The organism is Bartonella sp. AA89HNZF (genome assembly GCF_042196905.1).
Taxonomy (GTDB): domain Bacteria; phylum Pseudomonadota; class Alphaproteobacteria; order Rhizobiales; family Rhizobiaceae; genus Bartonella.
Genome location: NZ_JBHIRD010000026.1, coordinates 1 through 16,900, shown reverse-complemented (window position 1 = coordinate 16,900; position 16,900 = coordinate 1). Strand labels below are relative to the sequence as shown.

At 36.7% G+C, this 16,900-nt stretch carries 9 protein-coding genes, 1 tRNA gene and 2 pseudogenes; 5 read left to right on the top strand and 7 right to left on the bottom strand.

What is annotated here, in order from left to right:
• Positions 1-406: pseudogene (locus ACFIN0_RS08615) on the bottom strand (Arm DNA-binding domain-containing protein); the annotation flags it as partial.
• Positions 407-700: 294 nt separating this feature from the next.
• Positions 701-776: transfer RNA gene (locus ACFIN0_RS08610), tRNA-Phe, on the bottom strand.
• 401 nt (positions 777-1,177) lie between these two features.
• Here ACFIN0_RS08610 and ACFIN0_RS08605 point away from each other — a divergent pair.
• From ACFIN0_RS08605 to ACFIN0_RS08595, 3 genes are all read left to right on the top strand, one after another.
• Positions 1,178-2,341, top strand: a complete 1,164-nt coding sequence (locus ACFIN0_RS08605) for a phosphoserine transaminase (RefSeq protein ID WP_375607454.1) — start codon at positions 1,178-1,180, stop codon at positions 2,339-2,341.
• A 383-nt stretch (positions 2,342-2,724) separates the two neighbouring features.
• Positions 2,725-4,014 carry an adenylosuccinate synthase gene (locus ACFIN0_RS08600; RefSeq protein WP_375614772.1) on the top strand — a complete coding sequence of 430 codons (1,290 nt, stop codon included), beginning with the start codon at positions 2,725-2,727 and terminating at the stop codon, positions 4,012-4,014.
• 236 nt (positions 4,015-4,250) lie between these two features.
• Positions 4,251-5,672, top strand: a complete 1,422-nt coding sequence (locus tag ACFIN0_RS08595) for a hypothetical protein (protein WP_375610900.1) — start codon at positions 4,251-4,253, stop codon at positions 5,670-5,672.
• Positions 5,673-5,873: 201 nt separating this feature from the next.
• On the opposite strand, the gene rpoH is transcribed toward ACFIN0_RS08595, so the two are convergent.
• The 3 genes from rpoH to ACFIN0_RS08580 all read right to left on the bottom strand — a co-directional run bounded on the left by rpoH (position 5,874) and on the right by ACFIN0_RS08580 (position 9,374).
• The gene (rpoH, locus tag ACFIN0_RS08590; protein ID WP_375696998.1) at positions 5,874-6,758 is read right to left on the bottom strand and encodes an RNA polymerase sigma factor RpoH; all 885 of its coding nucleotides are present in this window, start codon (positions 6,756-6,758) and stop codon (positions 5,874-5,876) included.
• A 148-nt stretch (positions 6,759-6,906) separates the two neighbouring features.
• On the bottom strand, positions 6,907-7,911 hold the full coding sequence (locus ACFIN0_RS08585) for an RluA family pseudouridine synthase (RefSeq protein ID WP_375702329.1): 1,005 nt from the start codon (positions 7,909-7,911) through the stop codon (positions 6,907-6,909).
• Positions 7,912-7,943: 32 nt separating this feature from the next.
• Positions 7,944-9,374, bottom strand: coding sequence for an aldehyde dehydrogenase family protein (locus tag ACFIN0_RS08580; protein WP_375609688.1), 1,431 nt, complete (start codon positions 9,372-9,374; stop codon positions 7,944-7,946).
• Between the two features lie 470 nt (positions 9,375-9,844).
• On the opposite strand from ACFIN0_RS08580, the gene ACFIN0_RS08575 reads away from it, so the two are divergent.
• Complete coding sequence (locus ACFIN0_RS08575; RefSeq protein WP_375702328.1) at positions 9,845-12,427, top strand: DNA translocase FtsK; 2,583 nt, start codon at positions 9,845-9,847, stop codon at positions 12,425-12,427.
• 1,214 nt (positions 12,428-13,641) lie between these two features.
• A complete protein-coding gene (locus ACFIN0_RS08570) occupies positions 13,642-15,351 on the top strand; it encodes an ATP-binding protein (protein WP_375702327.1) in 1,710 nt (569 codons plus the stop codon).
• Between the two features lie 18 nt (positions 15,352-15,369).
• On the opposite strand, the gene mscL is transcribed toward ACFIN0_RS08570, so the two are convergent.
• Together mscL and ACFIN0_RS08560 are read right to left on the bottom strand one after the other, a co-directional pair.
• Entirely contained in the window at positions 15,370-15,777 is a 408-nt protein-coding gene (gene mscL, locus ACFIN0_RS08565; RefSeq protein ID WP_375607446.1) for a large conductance mechanosensitive channel protein MscL, read from the bottom strand.
• Positions 15,778-16,455: 678 nt separating this feature from the next.
• A pseudogene (locus ACFIN0_RS08560) lies at positions 16,456-16,900 on the bottom strand (integrase); the annotation flags it as partial.

Sequence of the window (16,900 nt, the reverse complement as noted above, 5' to 3'; positions counted from 1 at the left end):
ATTTAGGGAGAATATAAAGACGTAAAGGTGAAAACCAATCACAAGCCTTACCATCATCTTTTAATTCAGCTTTCCGATTTTCAAAAGCATCTACGGCAATGTCTTTTAAGTAATGGAGATTGCTTATTGCTTCACGCTTTTGTTTATCGCGTTCTTTAATGGGGTTACGCCCCTCATGCAAAACAGAGCGCCACCCAAGTTGCCAATTCACGGGCTTGTTTTAAAGAGACATGTCTTAAGGCACCCAATCCCATTTCACGGCGTTGACCATGAATGGTATAACGATAAATCCATTGAGCACCTCCATCTTTACGTTTGTGAAGAAGCAAGCCCCGGCACCATCATTATATTTTCCAGCTTCCAATGTTGCGACAGATCTTGCATTAAGACGGTTCATAAGAGCCATTTTTACTCCTTTCTTATATAAATTTATCCACACATTCATCCCACTTGTTATGTGCAAATGAGTGGTTTTGATTGATTCAAGATAAACAGCTTTGAAATGAGAGAATCTTACATTATTCGAGGGTCTAATTCAATATGAATAACGCTAGATTATCATTATAAATCAAAGTGTTGTTTTTGTATGAAGCGTGCTTTATAGACAAATGTTAGAAAACCCTATTCCCTTAATTTTACTCAGGCACGACTAACTTAAAAGTCAGTAAAAACAATAGGCTACATATAACAAAGAAGAGTGTGGTGCCCAGACGCGGATTCGAACCACGGACACGCGGATTTTCAGTCCGCTGCTCTACCAACTGAGCTATCTGGGCATGCTTCATAAAAAATATAAAGCGTTTGCGGTTATAACATTAAAATTTTCTCTGTCCAGTCATCAAAAGAAAAATAATTGATTTTTTAATAAGTTTATCTCCCTATTCTAGAGCGTTATCAATGAATTTTTATCATAAAATAAAATTGATAGGTATATTGGACACTTTAGTGTATTGTTATTAGAAGGCTGTCTTATTGTGGTGATGATACGAAAAAAAATTAAAAGAATCAATCGAGAAGCATGATTAAGAAAGATTTTTTTATAAAGTTTTTATGAATCTTAAGCATACGCAATAATAGACAATATTTTTGACTTTTTTCTAAAAAGATTATTGATTAGTCTTTATAATAATTTGTTTTTCTTTATAAAGAAAGAAAAACATCTAAAAGGGGAGAAATAATGATAATGTTACAAAAACCAAGTAGTCGTCCCAATAATACTAATTTTTCTTCAGGTCCTTGTAGCAAACGGCCTGGTTGGACTCTTGATGTTCTTAAAAATGCATTAGTTGGGCGTTCGCATAGATCGAGAGAAGCAGAATTAAAACTTGCTGAAGTTGTTGATTTAACCCGTGAGATTCTTGAAGTTCCTTCTGATCATCGTATAGGAATTATGCCTGGTTCAGATACCGGTGCTGTTGAGGCCGCTTTATGGTCTTTATTAGGTGAGCGTGGCATTGATATGGCGGCGTGGGAAAGTTTTGGGTTTGGGTGGAATAAAGATGTTGTCGAGCAATTAAAACTTTCTGATGTGCGTCGTTTTGAAGCTCCTTATGGTGAAATACCAGATTTAACACAACTTGACTTTGATCGGGATGTTGTTTTTACATGGAATGGGACAACTTCTGGTGTGCGTATTCCTAATGCAGATTTCATTCCGCATAAGCGGGCTGGATTGACCATTTGTGATGCAACATCGGCAGCTTTTGCGCAATATCTTGATTTTTCAAAATTAGATGTTGTGACGTTTTCATGGCAGAAAGTTTTGGGAGGTGAAGCAGCACATGGTATGGTGATTTTAAGCCCTCGTGCTGTTGAGAGGCTTGAGAATCATGTTCCAGCTTGGCCTATGCCCCAACTTTTCTATATGACAAAAAATGGAAAATTGAATGAAGATATTTTTAAAGGAAAGATCATCAATACACCTTCTATGCTTTGTGTTGAGGATTTCCTTGATGGGTTGAAGTGGGCAAAATCTCTAGGAGGTGCAGCGGCATTAAGAGCTCGGGTTGAGAAAAATTTTTCTGTACTTGATGCTTTTGTTCGCAAAACGCCATGGTTAGAATATTTGGCAAAAGATCCTGAAGTGCGTTCTAACACCGCTGTTTGTTTAGATATTGTGGATCCAGTGATTACTGCTTTGGATACAGAAAATCGAGTATCTTTTATAAAAGCGGTTGTGAAACGTCTTGATGAGGAAGGGGTTGCTTATGATATCGGTTCGTATCGCGATGCTCCTCCTGGGCTTCGAATTTGGGCGGGTATAACAATTGAGGCTTCCGATCTTGAAATTTTAACACAATGGCTTGAGTGGGCGTTCCAAGTTGAAAAAGCACAGCTTTAAATAATTACTGGTGATTTTCACAACGTGTTTTTAAACAAAAAAGGATACGAGAGATTATGATGATCTTTCGTATTCTTGTATCAAACAAACAGCCTCTAAATATTACATGAATTGTAAAAGATTAAGACGGGGAATGAATACTTTGTCAGGTGTTGGATACGAACAAATTAAAATCTCTAATGTTTTTACTTTTTGTAGCGAAAATGACAGATTTAAAATATTTGGGTATTTTCTTATCTTTATTATCATAAATTTGAAAATTTAATCACTTGAAGATTGAGAAAAATCTGAAATGAGGAGTCGCACTTGCTTTAAGGTTTCGTTATAAGGAAGCATTTGTTTTTGAATGCTGGTTTTTTTGACCAAACATGACGGAGAAAATTATGGCCAATGTAGTTGTTGTCGGTACACAATGGGGTGATGAAGGCAAAGGTAAAATTGTAGATTGGTTGTCTGAGCGAGCAGATATTGTGGTAAGATATCAGGGGGGGCATAATGCTGGCCACACATTGGTTATTGATGGAGTGAGTTATAAATTATCGCTTTTACCGTCTGGTTTAGTGCGTGGAAAGCTATCAATCATTGGAAATGGTGTTGTTGTTGATCCTCATCATTTTGTTGCAGAATTAAAAAAACTATGTGATCAGGGTGTACAAATTACACCAGAAATTTTACGGATTGCTGAAAATGCTCCTTTGATTCTTTCTTTGCATCGTGATCTTGATGCAATTCGAGAAAGCGGTTTATCTGGTTTAAAGATTGGTACAACAAAGCGCGGTATTGGACCGGCTTATGAAGATAAGGTGGGACGTCGTGCTATCCGAGTGATGGATTTAGCAGAAAAAGATACACTTATGGCTAAGATTGAGCGGCTTTTGAGGCATCATAATGCTTTGCGTCGTGGAATGGGTGTTGCGGAAATTGATTCTCAAGCACTTTATGATGAATTGATGCAAGTCGCGGATAAAATTTTACCCTTTATGGATTGTACGTGGCGTCTTTTAGATGAAGGGTATCGAGGAGGGAAACACATTCTTTTTGAAGGTGCGCAAGGTGCTTTACTCGATAATGATTTTGGAACTTATCCTTATGTAACGTCATCGAATACAGTTGCTGGGCAGGCATGTACAGGTTCAGGGATGGGACCTGGTGCAATTCATTATGTTTTGGGTATTGCAAAAGCTTACACCACACGCGTTGGAGAAGGGCCGTTTCCGACAGAGCAAATAAATGATATTGGTGAATTTCTGGGAGTGCGTGGACATGAATTTGGTGTTGTAACGGGTCGAAAGCGTCGATGTGGTTGGTTTGATGCTGTCTTAGTACGTCAGATGGTAACAATTTGCGGTGTGCAAGGGATAGCATTGACAAAACTTGATGTTTTGGATGGTTTAGATGAAATAAAAATTTGTATTGGTTATGAGCTTGATGGTAGAAGAATTGATTATTTACCTTCTTCCATGGGAGCTCAAGCTCGGGTGAAGCCTGTTTATGAAACATTAGAAGGTTGGAAGGAAAAAACAGCACATGCGCTGACGTGGGAAGATTTACCTGCGCAGGCTGTTAAATACATACGCTATATTGAAGAACGGATTAATACAAAAGTAGCTTTATTATCCACGAGTCCAGAGCGTGAAGATACTATTCTGATTACAGATCCCTTTGCAAATTGATGGTTGTTTTTAGATTTCTATATATGTTCTCTGTTCGTTTTTGTATCTTTTTACAAAAAAGTTTTTAAGAGCACGTAAGAGAAAGGTGCAAAATAGCATTGTTTATTTTTCATATTCATTTTACATTATTGCGATAGTTGTACCAATATTAAATGGCAACCAATTTAGAAGGCTAAAATAAAGTTTTTTGGCTTTACTATTGATTTTTTCTCAGTTTAAGAGAGATTATAGAGGAAATGGTAGATTTCGTTGGAATCTTAAAAAAGACAATTAATGCACAAAATAATATTACACCACAAGTGCGTAAGCGGATTTATAAGCGGGCTATCGAAACACTAGAACATCAATTTGTAATAGCAAAAATCCCACAAGCAATAGCGGATGAACAAAGAAAGATTCTTCGAAGTTCTATCGCAACCGTTGAAGAAGAATATTTAGTAGTTGAAAAGAAATTGCTTTCTTCAGTCATTGGGTGGAATCCCACAAATATAAATGAAGATAAGAAAGTTACAAAAAAAGTTATATTACCAAAGAATAATGAATTTTCAATGGTAAACATAAAAAGAAAGCAGGATTTTGTTGCACGTTCAAAAGATAATAAAGTATTTGATAAGCCTTATGTATCAGATGTACCAGATGCAGAGCCTGTTAATATGGGGGCTTATTTCTCTTCTCAGCATGTTAATAGCTGTACGTTAAAGGGTTCTCCCTCGCAGGAAGATAATCCGCATATTGTTTCGCATATTTTTTCCCAGGCTTTACGTCGCGCTAATAAATCACTGGTGCAAAGGCGTATTGTGATAAGTGCTGTTTCTGTTGTTAGTATTGTTGTTTTAACGGTTGGTATTTTTTTTGTTGGTGAGCGTGTATTTATATCAAATGATCATCAGTTGTTAGGAGAAAATCTTCAAGCTTCTCACAGAGTTCCAAAGGCACTTTCGGTTAAGAGAAAGTTAACACAACGCTTATTAGAGGATGGGAGTGAAATTGATGTCGGTTTAAAACAAGCGACAGATTCTTCGGATGAAGAAGGAATCTCAACAGTTGTTTCTAGCAATTTGCAGTCGCTTGAAAAATCGGGTGAAGCTGTTTTTTATCAAGCACGTACAAATTATGATGCAGAAAAGATGGCAACCGGAAGTGTTCGCTGGACGCTTATAAAGGAGTCTTATGTGAAGGGGGCTCCAGAAGAAACAACTATACAAGGTGATATAACAATTCCTGATGAAGGGATATCATTACGGTTAATTTTACGTCGTAATACCGATCAGTCATTTCCTGCTGCGTATATTATGGACCTTATTTTTATTCTTTCGGATAAATTTTCAGGTAAAGCTATAAGCAATGTTCAAGCATTAACCTTTAAAGCAAGTGAACAATCCATTGGATTGGCTTTAACAAGAACTATTGCTGCAAAGATTAACGATGACTTTTTTCTTGTCGCATTGAGTCGAAATCATCCATTTCTTGATCGAAATTTACAATTGATGCGAGAATTAGATTGGATGCGTTTGGTGTTAACGGATAAAAACGGGCGTATAAGTGAATTAACCTTTGCAAAAGGACCAACAGGTAAGTCTATTTTTAATGAAGTTATTGGACAATGGCTTGCACAACAAGATAAGTTAACAGTTCTTGGTCAAAAAAATAAAACATAGATGCAAAAAAATAAACGGCTGTGAAGAATTTTCTACGACCGTCTTTATCAATTATATACCACATACATTCACTAAATCTTTACATATCAATAACTTAAAGAATTCGATAGACCAATTTACCCGTATAAAGCCAATATATGCCTTTTTTCATTTTTACTTTAAGAATGTGCAAACCATTGGCTTTATACTTAACTCTAGGTTTTACACTTGACTTTGAGATAAAGTAGAATCTTTGATAAAGTTTTGCACTTTTTCAAATGCACGCATTTCAATTTGTCTTACTCGTTCTCGACTAATATTAAATTCACCAGAGAGTTCTTCTAAGGTTAGTGGGATATCGTTTAAACGACGCGCTTTGAATATACGTTTTTCGCGTTCATTGAGATTGTCCATGGCATTTATGAGCATGGAACGGCGATTTTCTAATTCACTTTTTTCAATTAAAATTTGTTCTTGATCGTTAGATTCATCCACCAACCAATCTTGCAGCTCGCTGTTTTCCCCTTCCTTTGTTCGAATCGGTGCATTGAGTGACGTGTCACCACCAAGCCTGCGATTCATTGAAACAACTTCATCTTCTGTAACATTCAACTGTGTTGCAATTTCTTTTACTTGTTCTGCGTTGAGATCACCGCTATCAAGGGCTTGAAGTTTACTTTTTATCTTACGAAGGTTGAAAAACAAGCGCTTTTGATTGGCTGTTGTCCCCATTTTCACCAAACTCCAAGATCGCAATACATACTCTTGGATTGATGCTTTAATCCACCATATTGCATAGGTTGCAAGACGAAAACCCCGTTCTGGTTCGAAACGTTTAACAGCTTGCATGAGTCCAACATTACCTTCTGAAATGACTTCCCCAATGGGGAGTCCATAGCCCCGATATCCCATCGCTATTTTAGCTACGAGACGCAAATGACTGGTTACCAGCCTATGCGCAGCTTTTAAGTCATTATGCTCACGGTAACGCTGAGCTAACATATATTCTTCTTTTGGTTCAAGCATTGGAAAACGACGGACTTCCTCTAAGTAACGATTTAAACCGCCATCACCTGTTATTACTGATAACAAATTCATATGGGCCATATAGCACCCTCCTTTTGTCTGAATTCCCTGATAAGGCAAATTCTCTGTTTCAGATAGCGAACTACCCTTGTAACCTCACTTTAGCATATTTTTGAATTTTGTTCAAAAAAAGATATTTTATTGTCAAATCTTGAGAAGGAGAAAAGTTTCAATTCATTTTTTTAAAATGCTTAATAAGTTTAGCCATATCTTGAGGCAGCGGTGTGGAAAACGACATAACTTTACCGGTAGAAGGATGTTCAAAAGTAAGACTTGCAGCATGGAGTGCATGTCGGTTGAATTGATCTATTACATTTTTAATAATGGGATTAAGGGTATTTGACTTTGTTTTAAAAGCATTTCCATAAACCGTATCACCTACGAGAGGATGTCCGATATGAGCCATATGAACACGGATTTGATGGGTACGTCCGGTTTCCAAGCGACATTCCAGAAGGCTAGCAAAAGACGTTGAGTCTGGATGAGTACCGTATTTTTCAAGCAGAGAAACATGTGTAACAGCATGACGAGCATAAAGATTTTGGCTATGAATAACAGCTTGCTTTGTTCGGTTATGGGGCGAACGACCAAGTGATGCATCAATTGTCCAGACATTGCGCTGAGGTGCCCCCCAAATCAAGGCATGATAACGTCGATCTAATGCGCAGGTACGTCCATGATCAGAAAATTGAGCGCTAAGACTTTTATGGGCAAGATCATTTTTTGCAACAACCATAACACCGCTTGTATTTTTATCGAGACGATGGACAATGCCAGGGCGTTTAACACCACCTATACCAGATAAACTATTACCACAGTGGTAAATAAGAGCATTAACCAACGTACCAGTCCAATTGCCATTCCCAGGATGAACAACAAGACCAGCTGGTTTATTAATAACGATGATATGATCATCTTCAAAAAGGATGTCCAATGCGATAGCTTCAGCGCTAGGTTCTGCATCACGAAGATCAGGCATTGCCAATTCAATTATTTGGTTAATTTTTAATTTTGTTTTTGGTTCCTTTATGAGATGACCATCAATCTTAAGACAGCCTTCATGGATGAGGGCTTGCAAACGTGAACGTGAGAGCACATTATGGTATTGTTTTGCGAGCCACTGGTCAAGACGTTGCCCAAGAGCACCTTCATCCGTTATTTTCTGTATTACCATACGATTCCTATTAAGTTTTTAATAAGATTCTCTTACCAGTATGAAATTGCTTTACTATCAAGAAATTCTTTAATTCCCCAATGTCCCCCTTCACGGGCGCGCCCAGAAAATTTTACACCTCCAAAGTAGCTTCCACTGGGTAACCCATGTCCATTAACTTCTACCATACCAGAGCGTACTTGTGCTGCAATACGACGACATTTGTTGCGATCTTGTGATTGAATATAATTTGTAAGACCATACTCAGTGTTATTGGCTAAAGCGACGGCTTCTTCTTCTGTACTAAAAGCAAGAATCGAGAGAACTGGACCAAAGATTTCTTCTTTAAAAATACGCATATGAGGTTTTACATCAGCAAAGACTGTTGGACGAACATAATAACCGCGTTCCATTCCTTTTGGTAAACCAATTCCGCCTGCAACAAGAGTTGCACCTTCATCAATTCCCGATTGGATAAGTTCTTGAATTTTATCGTATTGTTTTTTTGAAACGACAGGCCCAATATGATTTCCTTCTTGGTAGTTTGGTCCTACTTTTGTTGTTTCTGCAATATCTTTAGCTATTTTTACGGCTTTGTCATAGATGCTCTGTTCCACAAGCATACGAGTCGGTGCATTACAACTTTGTCCACTATTATAAAAGCAATGTCGTGCACCACGTTGAATAGCATCTGAGTCGGCATCAGCAAAGATAATATTCGCTCCTTTTCCCCCAAGTTCCAGACAGACTCTTTTTAAAGTTGCGCTGGCATTTTTCGAAATATCTTTTCCTGCTCTGGTTGAACCAGTAAAGCTGATCATTTCTAAATCTGGATGTGCAGAGAGGTAAGAGCCGACAGTCGCACCATCACCATTGATTAAATTAAAAACACCGGCTGGAAGTGCTGCTTCATCTAAAATTTCAGCAAAAAGCATAGCAGAAAGAGGCGCAATTTCAGAGGGTTTTAACACCATAGTACAGCCAGCCAAGAGAGCAGGGATAACTTTAAGCGTTACTTGATTCATGGGCCAATTCCATGGCGTAATTAATCCTACAACGCCGATAGGATCGTAGTGAAGGATGGCTTGCTCATTTCCCTTTATTAAAGTTTCTTGGAACGAAAACTCTTTATAAGCTTTGATAAAATTGCGAATATGAGAACTTCCGGTTGCAGTTTGCGCATTAAGCGCCATATCAATCGGTGCTCCCATTTCCATTGAAATAGTTTTTGCCATGTCTTTGGAACGTTTTTCATAGATCTCTAGAATTTTTTCAACGAATCCAAGACGCTCGCTTGGTGACGTTGTTTTCCATTTTTGAAACGCTTCTTTAGCCGCGTTAATTGCCTTATCGGCATCTTTTGTACTTCCAAGGCTAATGACAGCACAAGCCTCTTCTGTTGATGGATTAATGACGTCAAAGTCGTGAGGAGTGCTTGGATCATCCCATAGACCATTGATATAAAATTTCCGTTTGTTAAACATAATTGGCTCCCTTTTTTCTATTTGTGTTTATGTCATTATGATTATCTTAGTCTAAGCCTTTTTAAACGAGGATAACAAGGGTAATCTTATAAAAACGCGAGAAACTAGATTATATTATGGTAATTGAGCATGAAGAATTTAATAGAGCAATGCTTATATAACTATTTGTATTATCGAGACTAATTTCTTTTATGAACAGGGAGAGAAAGAGAGGTATAGACAATTTCCTTGAAGCTTTTTTTATCATGAAGTTTTTTTCAAAACGAATGGAATACGCGCTATACGACACCATAAACTGGGTAGTTGACGTCGTAAATAGGAAGAAAAAACATTATGAATATGCATTATGGCATTATTTTTTTTATTGAAAAGTAGCTATCAGCAAAAGGTTATTAACCTTCATACGATAGTCTCTATGAATTCTTTTTGAAAAGATTATTTTTCTCATTGCTATAAATTTGTTGGGTGCCATGCATAATTCGAAAACAAAATCTATTTCTACATCTTCTTTTTCTGATGATGGTACAAAAGGTGCATCAAGAGAAGATTTATCTATTAAGATTACCGAGATATTTCCTTATCCGGAAGTGTGGAAAAAGGCATTTACCCTCGGAAAAAATGTCCGTTTTACGCGTACCCCAGAAGTTGAGATTTTGCGTCGTCGTATAGAAACAGATCCAATTTTTGCAAAACAGTTTAAAATTTTTACGAAACAAGATCAAAAACAAATTACAGATATTGTACGCTGTAATAAGAAAACGAAAAATGCTCTATCCACAAAAAAAGTCATTAATCCTCAATCAATAGAGAATAAAACGTCAGTTTGTCATTCAACAGTTTTACAGCAGTTGTCACGACAGACTATTGGTATGTCACCAGAAAATATTCCGCTTAAGGAGGATAAACAAGAACATAAATTACCAGGAGAAAATGTGCTACAAAAAATGAATCCTGCTTTGCACCTTTCCAATGATGCATTTTTTGAGTGTGAATCTTTGATATTTGAATATGTGGATACTCAAACTTCAAAAGAGGATGCATCGATTGACACAAAAAATGAAATTACACCTCATATTCCTTCTGCCTTTGATGAGTCAATAACTGCTCTTTATCGTGTTCTTGAATACCGCTTTCCACAACTCTATGATTCAATTACATCAGAATCTCCAGCAGAAAGGATGCGAGGTGTTGAGCAAATTTCTGATTTAATGCATACAAATAATGATACGGCTAAAAAGTATCATTCTAAGCTTTCTGTTGAAGATTGTGTCCATACGTCAAGTGATGCAGAGGCGTTAAACAATACTGAGGCGTTAAGCGGTGCTGGGGCTCGTATAGAGACTGAAAATAGCAATAATACTATCGCTAATAATACCGTTGATTGTGTAACAAAAGATGTCACAAAGAATTCAAAAGATTTGTCTGTGATGCAAGCAAACGTTAAAACTAAAATATTCCAATCTAGCCGCGCGCCATTAGGCAATTATGATTCTGCTTTTGTGCAAAATATGCACTCTGTTGACTGTGATGTTTATGAGTTTCCTCCGGTCAGTTTATTACAGAAACCTGTTTTTCATGAAGGTACGATGATTCCTCAGGAAACATTAGAACGTGGTGCTGGACTTTTGGAAAGTGTTTTGGAAGATTTTGGTATTAAGGGTGAAGTTATCCATGTACATCCAGGGCCAGTGGTTACAATGTATGAATTTGAGCCTGCTGCGGGTGTAAAGTCATCGCGCGTTATTAATCTTTCTGATGATATTGCACGTTCTATGTCTGCTATTTCTACACGCGTTGCTGTCATTCCTGGACGTAATGTTATCGGGATTGAGTTACCCAATGCGGTTCGTGAAACCGTTTATTTACGGGAATTAATCCAAACACGTTCTTTTCGTGAAAGTGAATTTAAACTTGCTCTTGCTTTGGGGAAAGGGATTAATGGTGAACCGGTCATTGCAGAATTAGCAAAAATGCCTCATTTATTGGTTGCGGGAACAACAGGATCAGGAAAGTCTGTTGCAATTAATACAATGATTTTGTCGATTCTTTATCGTATGACACCAAAGCAGTGTCGTTTGATCATGGTTGATCCTAAAATGTTAGAGCTCTCTGTTTATGATGGCATACCACATCTTTTAACACCTGTTGTAACAGATCCTAAAAAAGCAGTAACAGCTTTAAAATGGGCGGTTCGTGAAATGGAAGAACGTTATCGCAAAATGGCTAAGTTAGGTGTGCGTAATATTGATGGTTTTAATGCACGCGTTGCACTTGCAGCTCAAAAAGGCGAGACGATCATGTGTACTGTACAATCGGGCTTTGATAAGGAAACAGGGGAAATGCTTTATCATGAAGAAGCCATGGATCTCACGCAGCTTCCTTATATTGTTGTGATTGTTGATGAGATGGCTGATCTTATGATGGTGGCAGGGAAAGAAATAGAGAATGCCATTCAGCGCTTAGCGCAAATGGCGCGTGCGGCAGGTATTCATCTTATTATGGCAACGCAGCGTCCTTCTGTTGATGTTATCACAGGGACAATTAAAGCGAACTTTCCTACCCGTATTTCTTTTCAAGTAACCTCAAAAATTGATAGTCGTACGATCTTGGGTGAACAAGGTGCTGAAACGCTTTTAGGTCAGGGGGATATGCTTCATATGGTAGGTGGTGGGCGCATCGTGCGCGTTCATAGCCCTTTTGTCTCTGATGAAGAAGTTGAATCCATCGTTGCACATCTTAAAATGCAAGGAAAACCTGATTATTTAGCAACGGTAACGGATAATGAAGACGATAACAAAGAGGATGCTTCTGCTGATTCAACGGTTGGACTTTCTGAGGACGAAGATTTTGATGAAGAGAGTGAGGGACTTTATAATCAAGCTGTAAAGATTGTTATGCGTGATAGAAAATGTTCAACGTCTTATATTCAGCGTCGACTTTCAATCGGCTATAATAAAGCAGCTTCTCTTGTCGAACAGATGGAAGAAAAAGGCATTGTTGGAGCCGCTAATCATGTTGGAAAACGTGAAATTCTACTCAATGAAGGGAAATAAACAAGCACATTTTAAAATGGGCAATTTTTAAAATGTCTGACAGTCATTATTTAAATGTGCTTGTTTTATTTTTTCAGAGAAAATGGGCTACACGTATTTATTTTTTATCATAATATTAAAAAATTGAGTAGAGAGTCATAAAGCAAAAGTGATTTTTTGTATTAAAATTGCTGATGAGGTAAACAGGCTGATATCAAAGGAGATTGTAAGATATTTTTAATATTTCTCAATGATCTGGAATGTAAAGAAATTAAACAAATCTTTATATGAAGACCGATGATGTTTGTTTTCTATTCTATTTACAGAGAGATTCTTGAGTAAAATAGTGTGGTGATGTATTTTTTGTTTTTTTCTGTCTCGATTTTAATGAAAAAAAGGTCTTTGGGCGATTATGGAGAATATCATAAGAAGAGTGTCCAATATACAAGGTCTGTTGCGTTGGGTGCTTTAAAGCGCTACGCTGAATTTATTATCATTTGATACTGTCAGTGCAAGAAAGATATTCTTACGAGACTTTATTTGAAAAAGAAATTTTTAATTTCGGATTTTTATCATGCAATATACTGATTTATAATGATAGTTTATCATTATTTGTGTGAATAAAAGTCTCCAATATCGTAAGATTTTTTCATTTCAAATCTATTCCATGTTGAATAGTCAAAACCATCTTTTTGTATATCATAAGTTAAGTTAGCGTATGGGTAAAAAACATTTAAAAAAGGAATTTAAATGCCTCTGATGAGGACATTCAAATGCCAAAAACTATTGGCAACATGAGGAGCTGGAAAGCATAATGATGGTGCTAGCTGATTTTTGCGTAAGTATAAAATGGTAATACACAATGCTTTGATATCTTCTATGGTGATCTTTATAGCGCACCATTTACGGGGGACATCGTAAATAAGTTTGGGGATCGTGGATATATCTCTTTAAAACAGGCGCATGAATGCGCAAAATTAAGTGTATTCTTTTTTTGGTGACTATTTTATGTGAGGATCATGTTCCTATTAAGGTGACAAATCTTATTACCTTAATAGGTGAATAAGTAACAGTGTTAGGGAATTCTTTTTATTTTTGTTTTGTTGGTGAAGCAGTCAAAATTTTGCTACAGACAATTGATACAAGATGTCAGAGTATTGTAACCAGAGAAGGTACTTGTAAAAGATTAGCATTATTCGTTTGAGAGTAAATCCAATACTTTTTTAGTTTTAGTTATGCCATTAAAAGAAGATGAGTTGAAGTTAAATACAAATGAATTAAAATGTAAGCAAGAAGCTTTTCGTTTTACACCAGAGCTTTTGCCGCGACCTTTTACGTGGAAAATTGATAGCAATGGTTTATTTTGTGAAGTTTCAAAAGAGTTAGCTGAAGTTGTTGGGCCTCTCTCTTCCTCTATTTTAGGATGTAGTTTTCATGATCTTGCTTATCAATTTAATGATGAGCGGTATCGGATTCTTAGCCGTTTTATTGAAGCGGCTGTACCTTGGAATGAAGAGATTGTTCAATGGCCTGTTGATGGCTGTTCACAATGGCTTGATGTTGAGTTATCTGCTTTACCAATTTTTGATGTTAAAAAGAAGCTTAAGGGATTTTGCGGCTTTGGTGTTTTAAAAGTACGAGAAAAAGTCCAAGAAAAAAGAGATGAAAAGCTGAAGACGGAAATGCCGTGTCTCTCTGAGATAGAACGATCAGCTTTTCGTGAGATTGCCGAGCAATTGCGTGATGAATTGAATTCATCGGAAAAAGAAGAAGAGAATTTTTTTGAAGAGACAGCTATTCAGTTACCATATGCACAGACATTGTCGGTAAATGCTATAGAACAGGCTCTCATAAAAGAGCCAGCTGCAGTTTTATCATTGTTGGATACAGCAACTGATGGTGTTTTATGGTTGGATAAACAGGGCTTTATTCAATCAGCGAGTAGGGCAGCCTTAGCATTAATGAGTTATGAAATAAATGAACTACGAGGACAGCCATTCTCTTCATTATTTACTTTGCAAAGCCAACCTTTGGTTGAAAAATATTTTAAATCAATCGGTATAGAGGGGAAAAATCAGGTTTTAAATCGCAGTGAAAGCGCTGATTTAATGACGAAAAATCATAAAAATATAACTGTTTTGATAACGATTGTATTTTTGGCAAAGCAAGGCAATTATGCTGTTATGTTGCGTGATATAACACAAACAGTTCCATCAGGAGAAAAAAAAGCAGAAGAGGATAAAATCGTTGGAGTTGTTCATGAAATACGAACACCTTTGAATGCTCTTATTGGTTTTGCAGAAATTATGAGAGAAGGCCGTTTTGGTTCGATAGAAAATGAGCGCTATCATGGATATTTACGCGATATTATTTCCTCTGGAAAACATATATTATCGCTGATTAATCAATTACTAGAGTGCTCGAAGATAAATTATTCTGATTCCGATAACCAGATTGATACTTCCCTTATTTCTGAAACATTTGATGTGATATCTTGTTTACGTGCGACGATCGCTTTTCTTGAAACTCAAGCTAATCAGAACGGCATTATCATGCGTATTGTTGCTCCACCTCACGTTCCATTTATTCCTGTATCACGACAAGTGTTTCGCCAGATTATATGGAATCTTCTCTCTAATGCCATTCGTTTTACGCCATTGGGTGGGCAGATTATTGTTCACGTTTCTTATAGAAAAGAACGTGTAAAAATTTCAGTGAGCGATAATGGTATAGGGATGAGCGAAGAAGAGATTATACAGGCACTGCAACCTTATGGCCAAGTAGAGCGCAAAGATGGCCGATCTGGTGATAGCGCTTTTATGGGAACAGGTTTAGGCCTCCCAATGTGTAAAGCAATGGTGGAAGAAAGAGGAGGACAATTTTTACTGTTCTCAAAACCAAATCATGGAACAACTGTGGAAATGTTTTTTCCTCTTGTTCCATGAGGTTAATCATGCATAAAATTATTTTTTCTTAGCCAAAAGATCTCTAATTTCTATTAAAAGTTGTTCTTCTGAAGACGTTTTTTTGGGGCTTTCTTCTTCTTTTCTACGAATTTTATTCATAGCCTTAACGAATAAAAAAAGAACCCAAGCAATAATGAGAAAATTGATAAGTAAAGTAATAAAGTGTCCATAGCTAATGGTTGCTCCAGCTGCTTTGGCGGCACTCAATGTTGCTTGTTTTTCGCCAGCAAGTTGAATAAACATATTAGAAAAATCAATCCCACCTGTAATCAGTCCAATGATTGGCATAAAAATATCATTGACAATTGAGTTGACCAAGCTACCAAAAGCACCCCCTATAATCACACCGATAGCAAGATCAATCATATTACCTTTTAGGGCAAATTCTTTGAATTCTTTAAGCATTGTGTTTTCCCCTTTATGTAAGTGATATACGGTAATTTACTTACCGCTTTTGATGAAAAAGGAAAGGGCAGATTTTATTTTTAGGGTTATATTACGATATTAATATCATTTTCAAAGAACTTTATAAGGTTTAATAAAGAGCTTTAGGATTCTATTTGAATGTACATAGAACATTTCCTAGAAAAAAGCTTTTTTGATAAAAATTATATCTGCTTTTTTCAACAGAAAGTAGAAAACTGTAGCTTAATTTATATAATTGTCTCAAGATTTTTATGTTAACATTAAAAAGAGAGATTTTTACACAATACCACAAAATGGGCAGTGTTGAAAGCTGAGCTATCAGAAAGTTTCTCAAATGAAGTACATATATTGGCATAAAAAGAGAGTTAAGAATAAAAAATCTATTTCAACCCTGGTGGGAGAAATGGATAGAGAAGGTGAGAGTAAGATTTACAACTTAATTTCTCTTAATTTAGCAAGCGATAATAGCGATTAGGGGCATATTAGAGCTTATCTAAAAGCTATTTGTATTGTGTTACATGAACTGAAAATGGCGATCACCGATGGAAGGTAGCACATTTCATTAACTGGAAGATTGTATTAGTTTATAGACAGGAGAACTATAGGGTTAGCAAGATCATTTTGATTTGGAAGTTGTTGGTATGATAGGATGTGGGTTCAATGATCAACTGTCATCATTTCGACCATGTGTTCGACAATTACTTTTAGTGCTTCTGATGATAAAGGTACGCGAAATTCTGTTGTAGCATCGCGCTTTTCTTTCATATTTTCAGCAGGGATAGTCCATATATCATTATCAATTTGGTCTTTATGAATATGACGTAAAGAGCTAGAGCGAGCGCCTGTAAGGATAAGCAAACGCAAAGCCAGTTGTGTCATAGTTTTTTTACAAGGTGTTTTATAAAAAGCTGGCACATCTTTCCAATCCATTGCTGGTCTATTAGTGATCTTATGACGTTGTTTTCCTAAAAGAGTGCGTGCTTTTGTTGTTGCTTGTAAATCAACATCCAAACCCAAAGCCGCCACATGTTTGAGACAAATATTAAGACGGTTTAGTGCTTTCTCTGCTGTTGTAGCTTTTGTATGCCAAATAGGAACAAGC

Coding starts and splice junctions, on each gene's coding strand:
- ACFIN0_RS08600 (WP_375614772.1), top strand. CDS start 2,725: ATGGCCAATGTAGTTGTTGTCGGTACACAATGGGGTGATGAAGGCAAA.
- ACFIN0_RS08605 (WP_375607454.1), top strand. CDS start 1,178: ATGATAATGTTACAAAAACCAAGTAGTCGTCCCAATAATACTAATTTT.
- rpoH (WP_375696998.1), bottom strand. CDS start 6,758: ATGGCCCATATGAATTTGTTATCAGTAATAACAGGTGATGGCGGTTTA.
- ACFIN0_RS08580 (WP_375609688.1), bottom strand. CDS start 9,374: ATGTTTAACAAACGGAAATTTTATATCAATGGTCTATGGGATGATCCA.
- ACFIN0_RS08585 (WP_375702329.1), bottom strand. CDS start 7,911: ATGGTAATACAGAAAATAACGGATGAAGGTGCTCTTGGGCAACGTCTT.
- mscL (WP_375607446.1), bottom strand. CDS start 15,777: ATGCTTAAAGAATTCAAAGAATTTGCCCTAAAAGGTAATATGATTGAT.
- ACFIN0_RS08595 (WP_375610900.1), top strand. CDS start 4,251: ATGGTAGATTTCGTTGGAATCTTAAAAAAGACAATTAATGCACAAAAT.
- ACFIN0_RS08575 (WP_375702328.1), top strand. CDS start 9,845: ATGCATAATTCGAAAACAAAATCTATTTCTACATCTTCTTTTTCTGAT.
- ACFIN0_RS08570 (WP_375702327.1), top strand. CDS start 13,642: ATGCCATTAAAAGAAGATGAGTTGAAGTTAAATACAAATGAATTAAAA.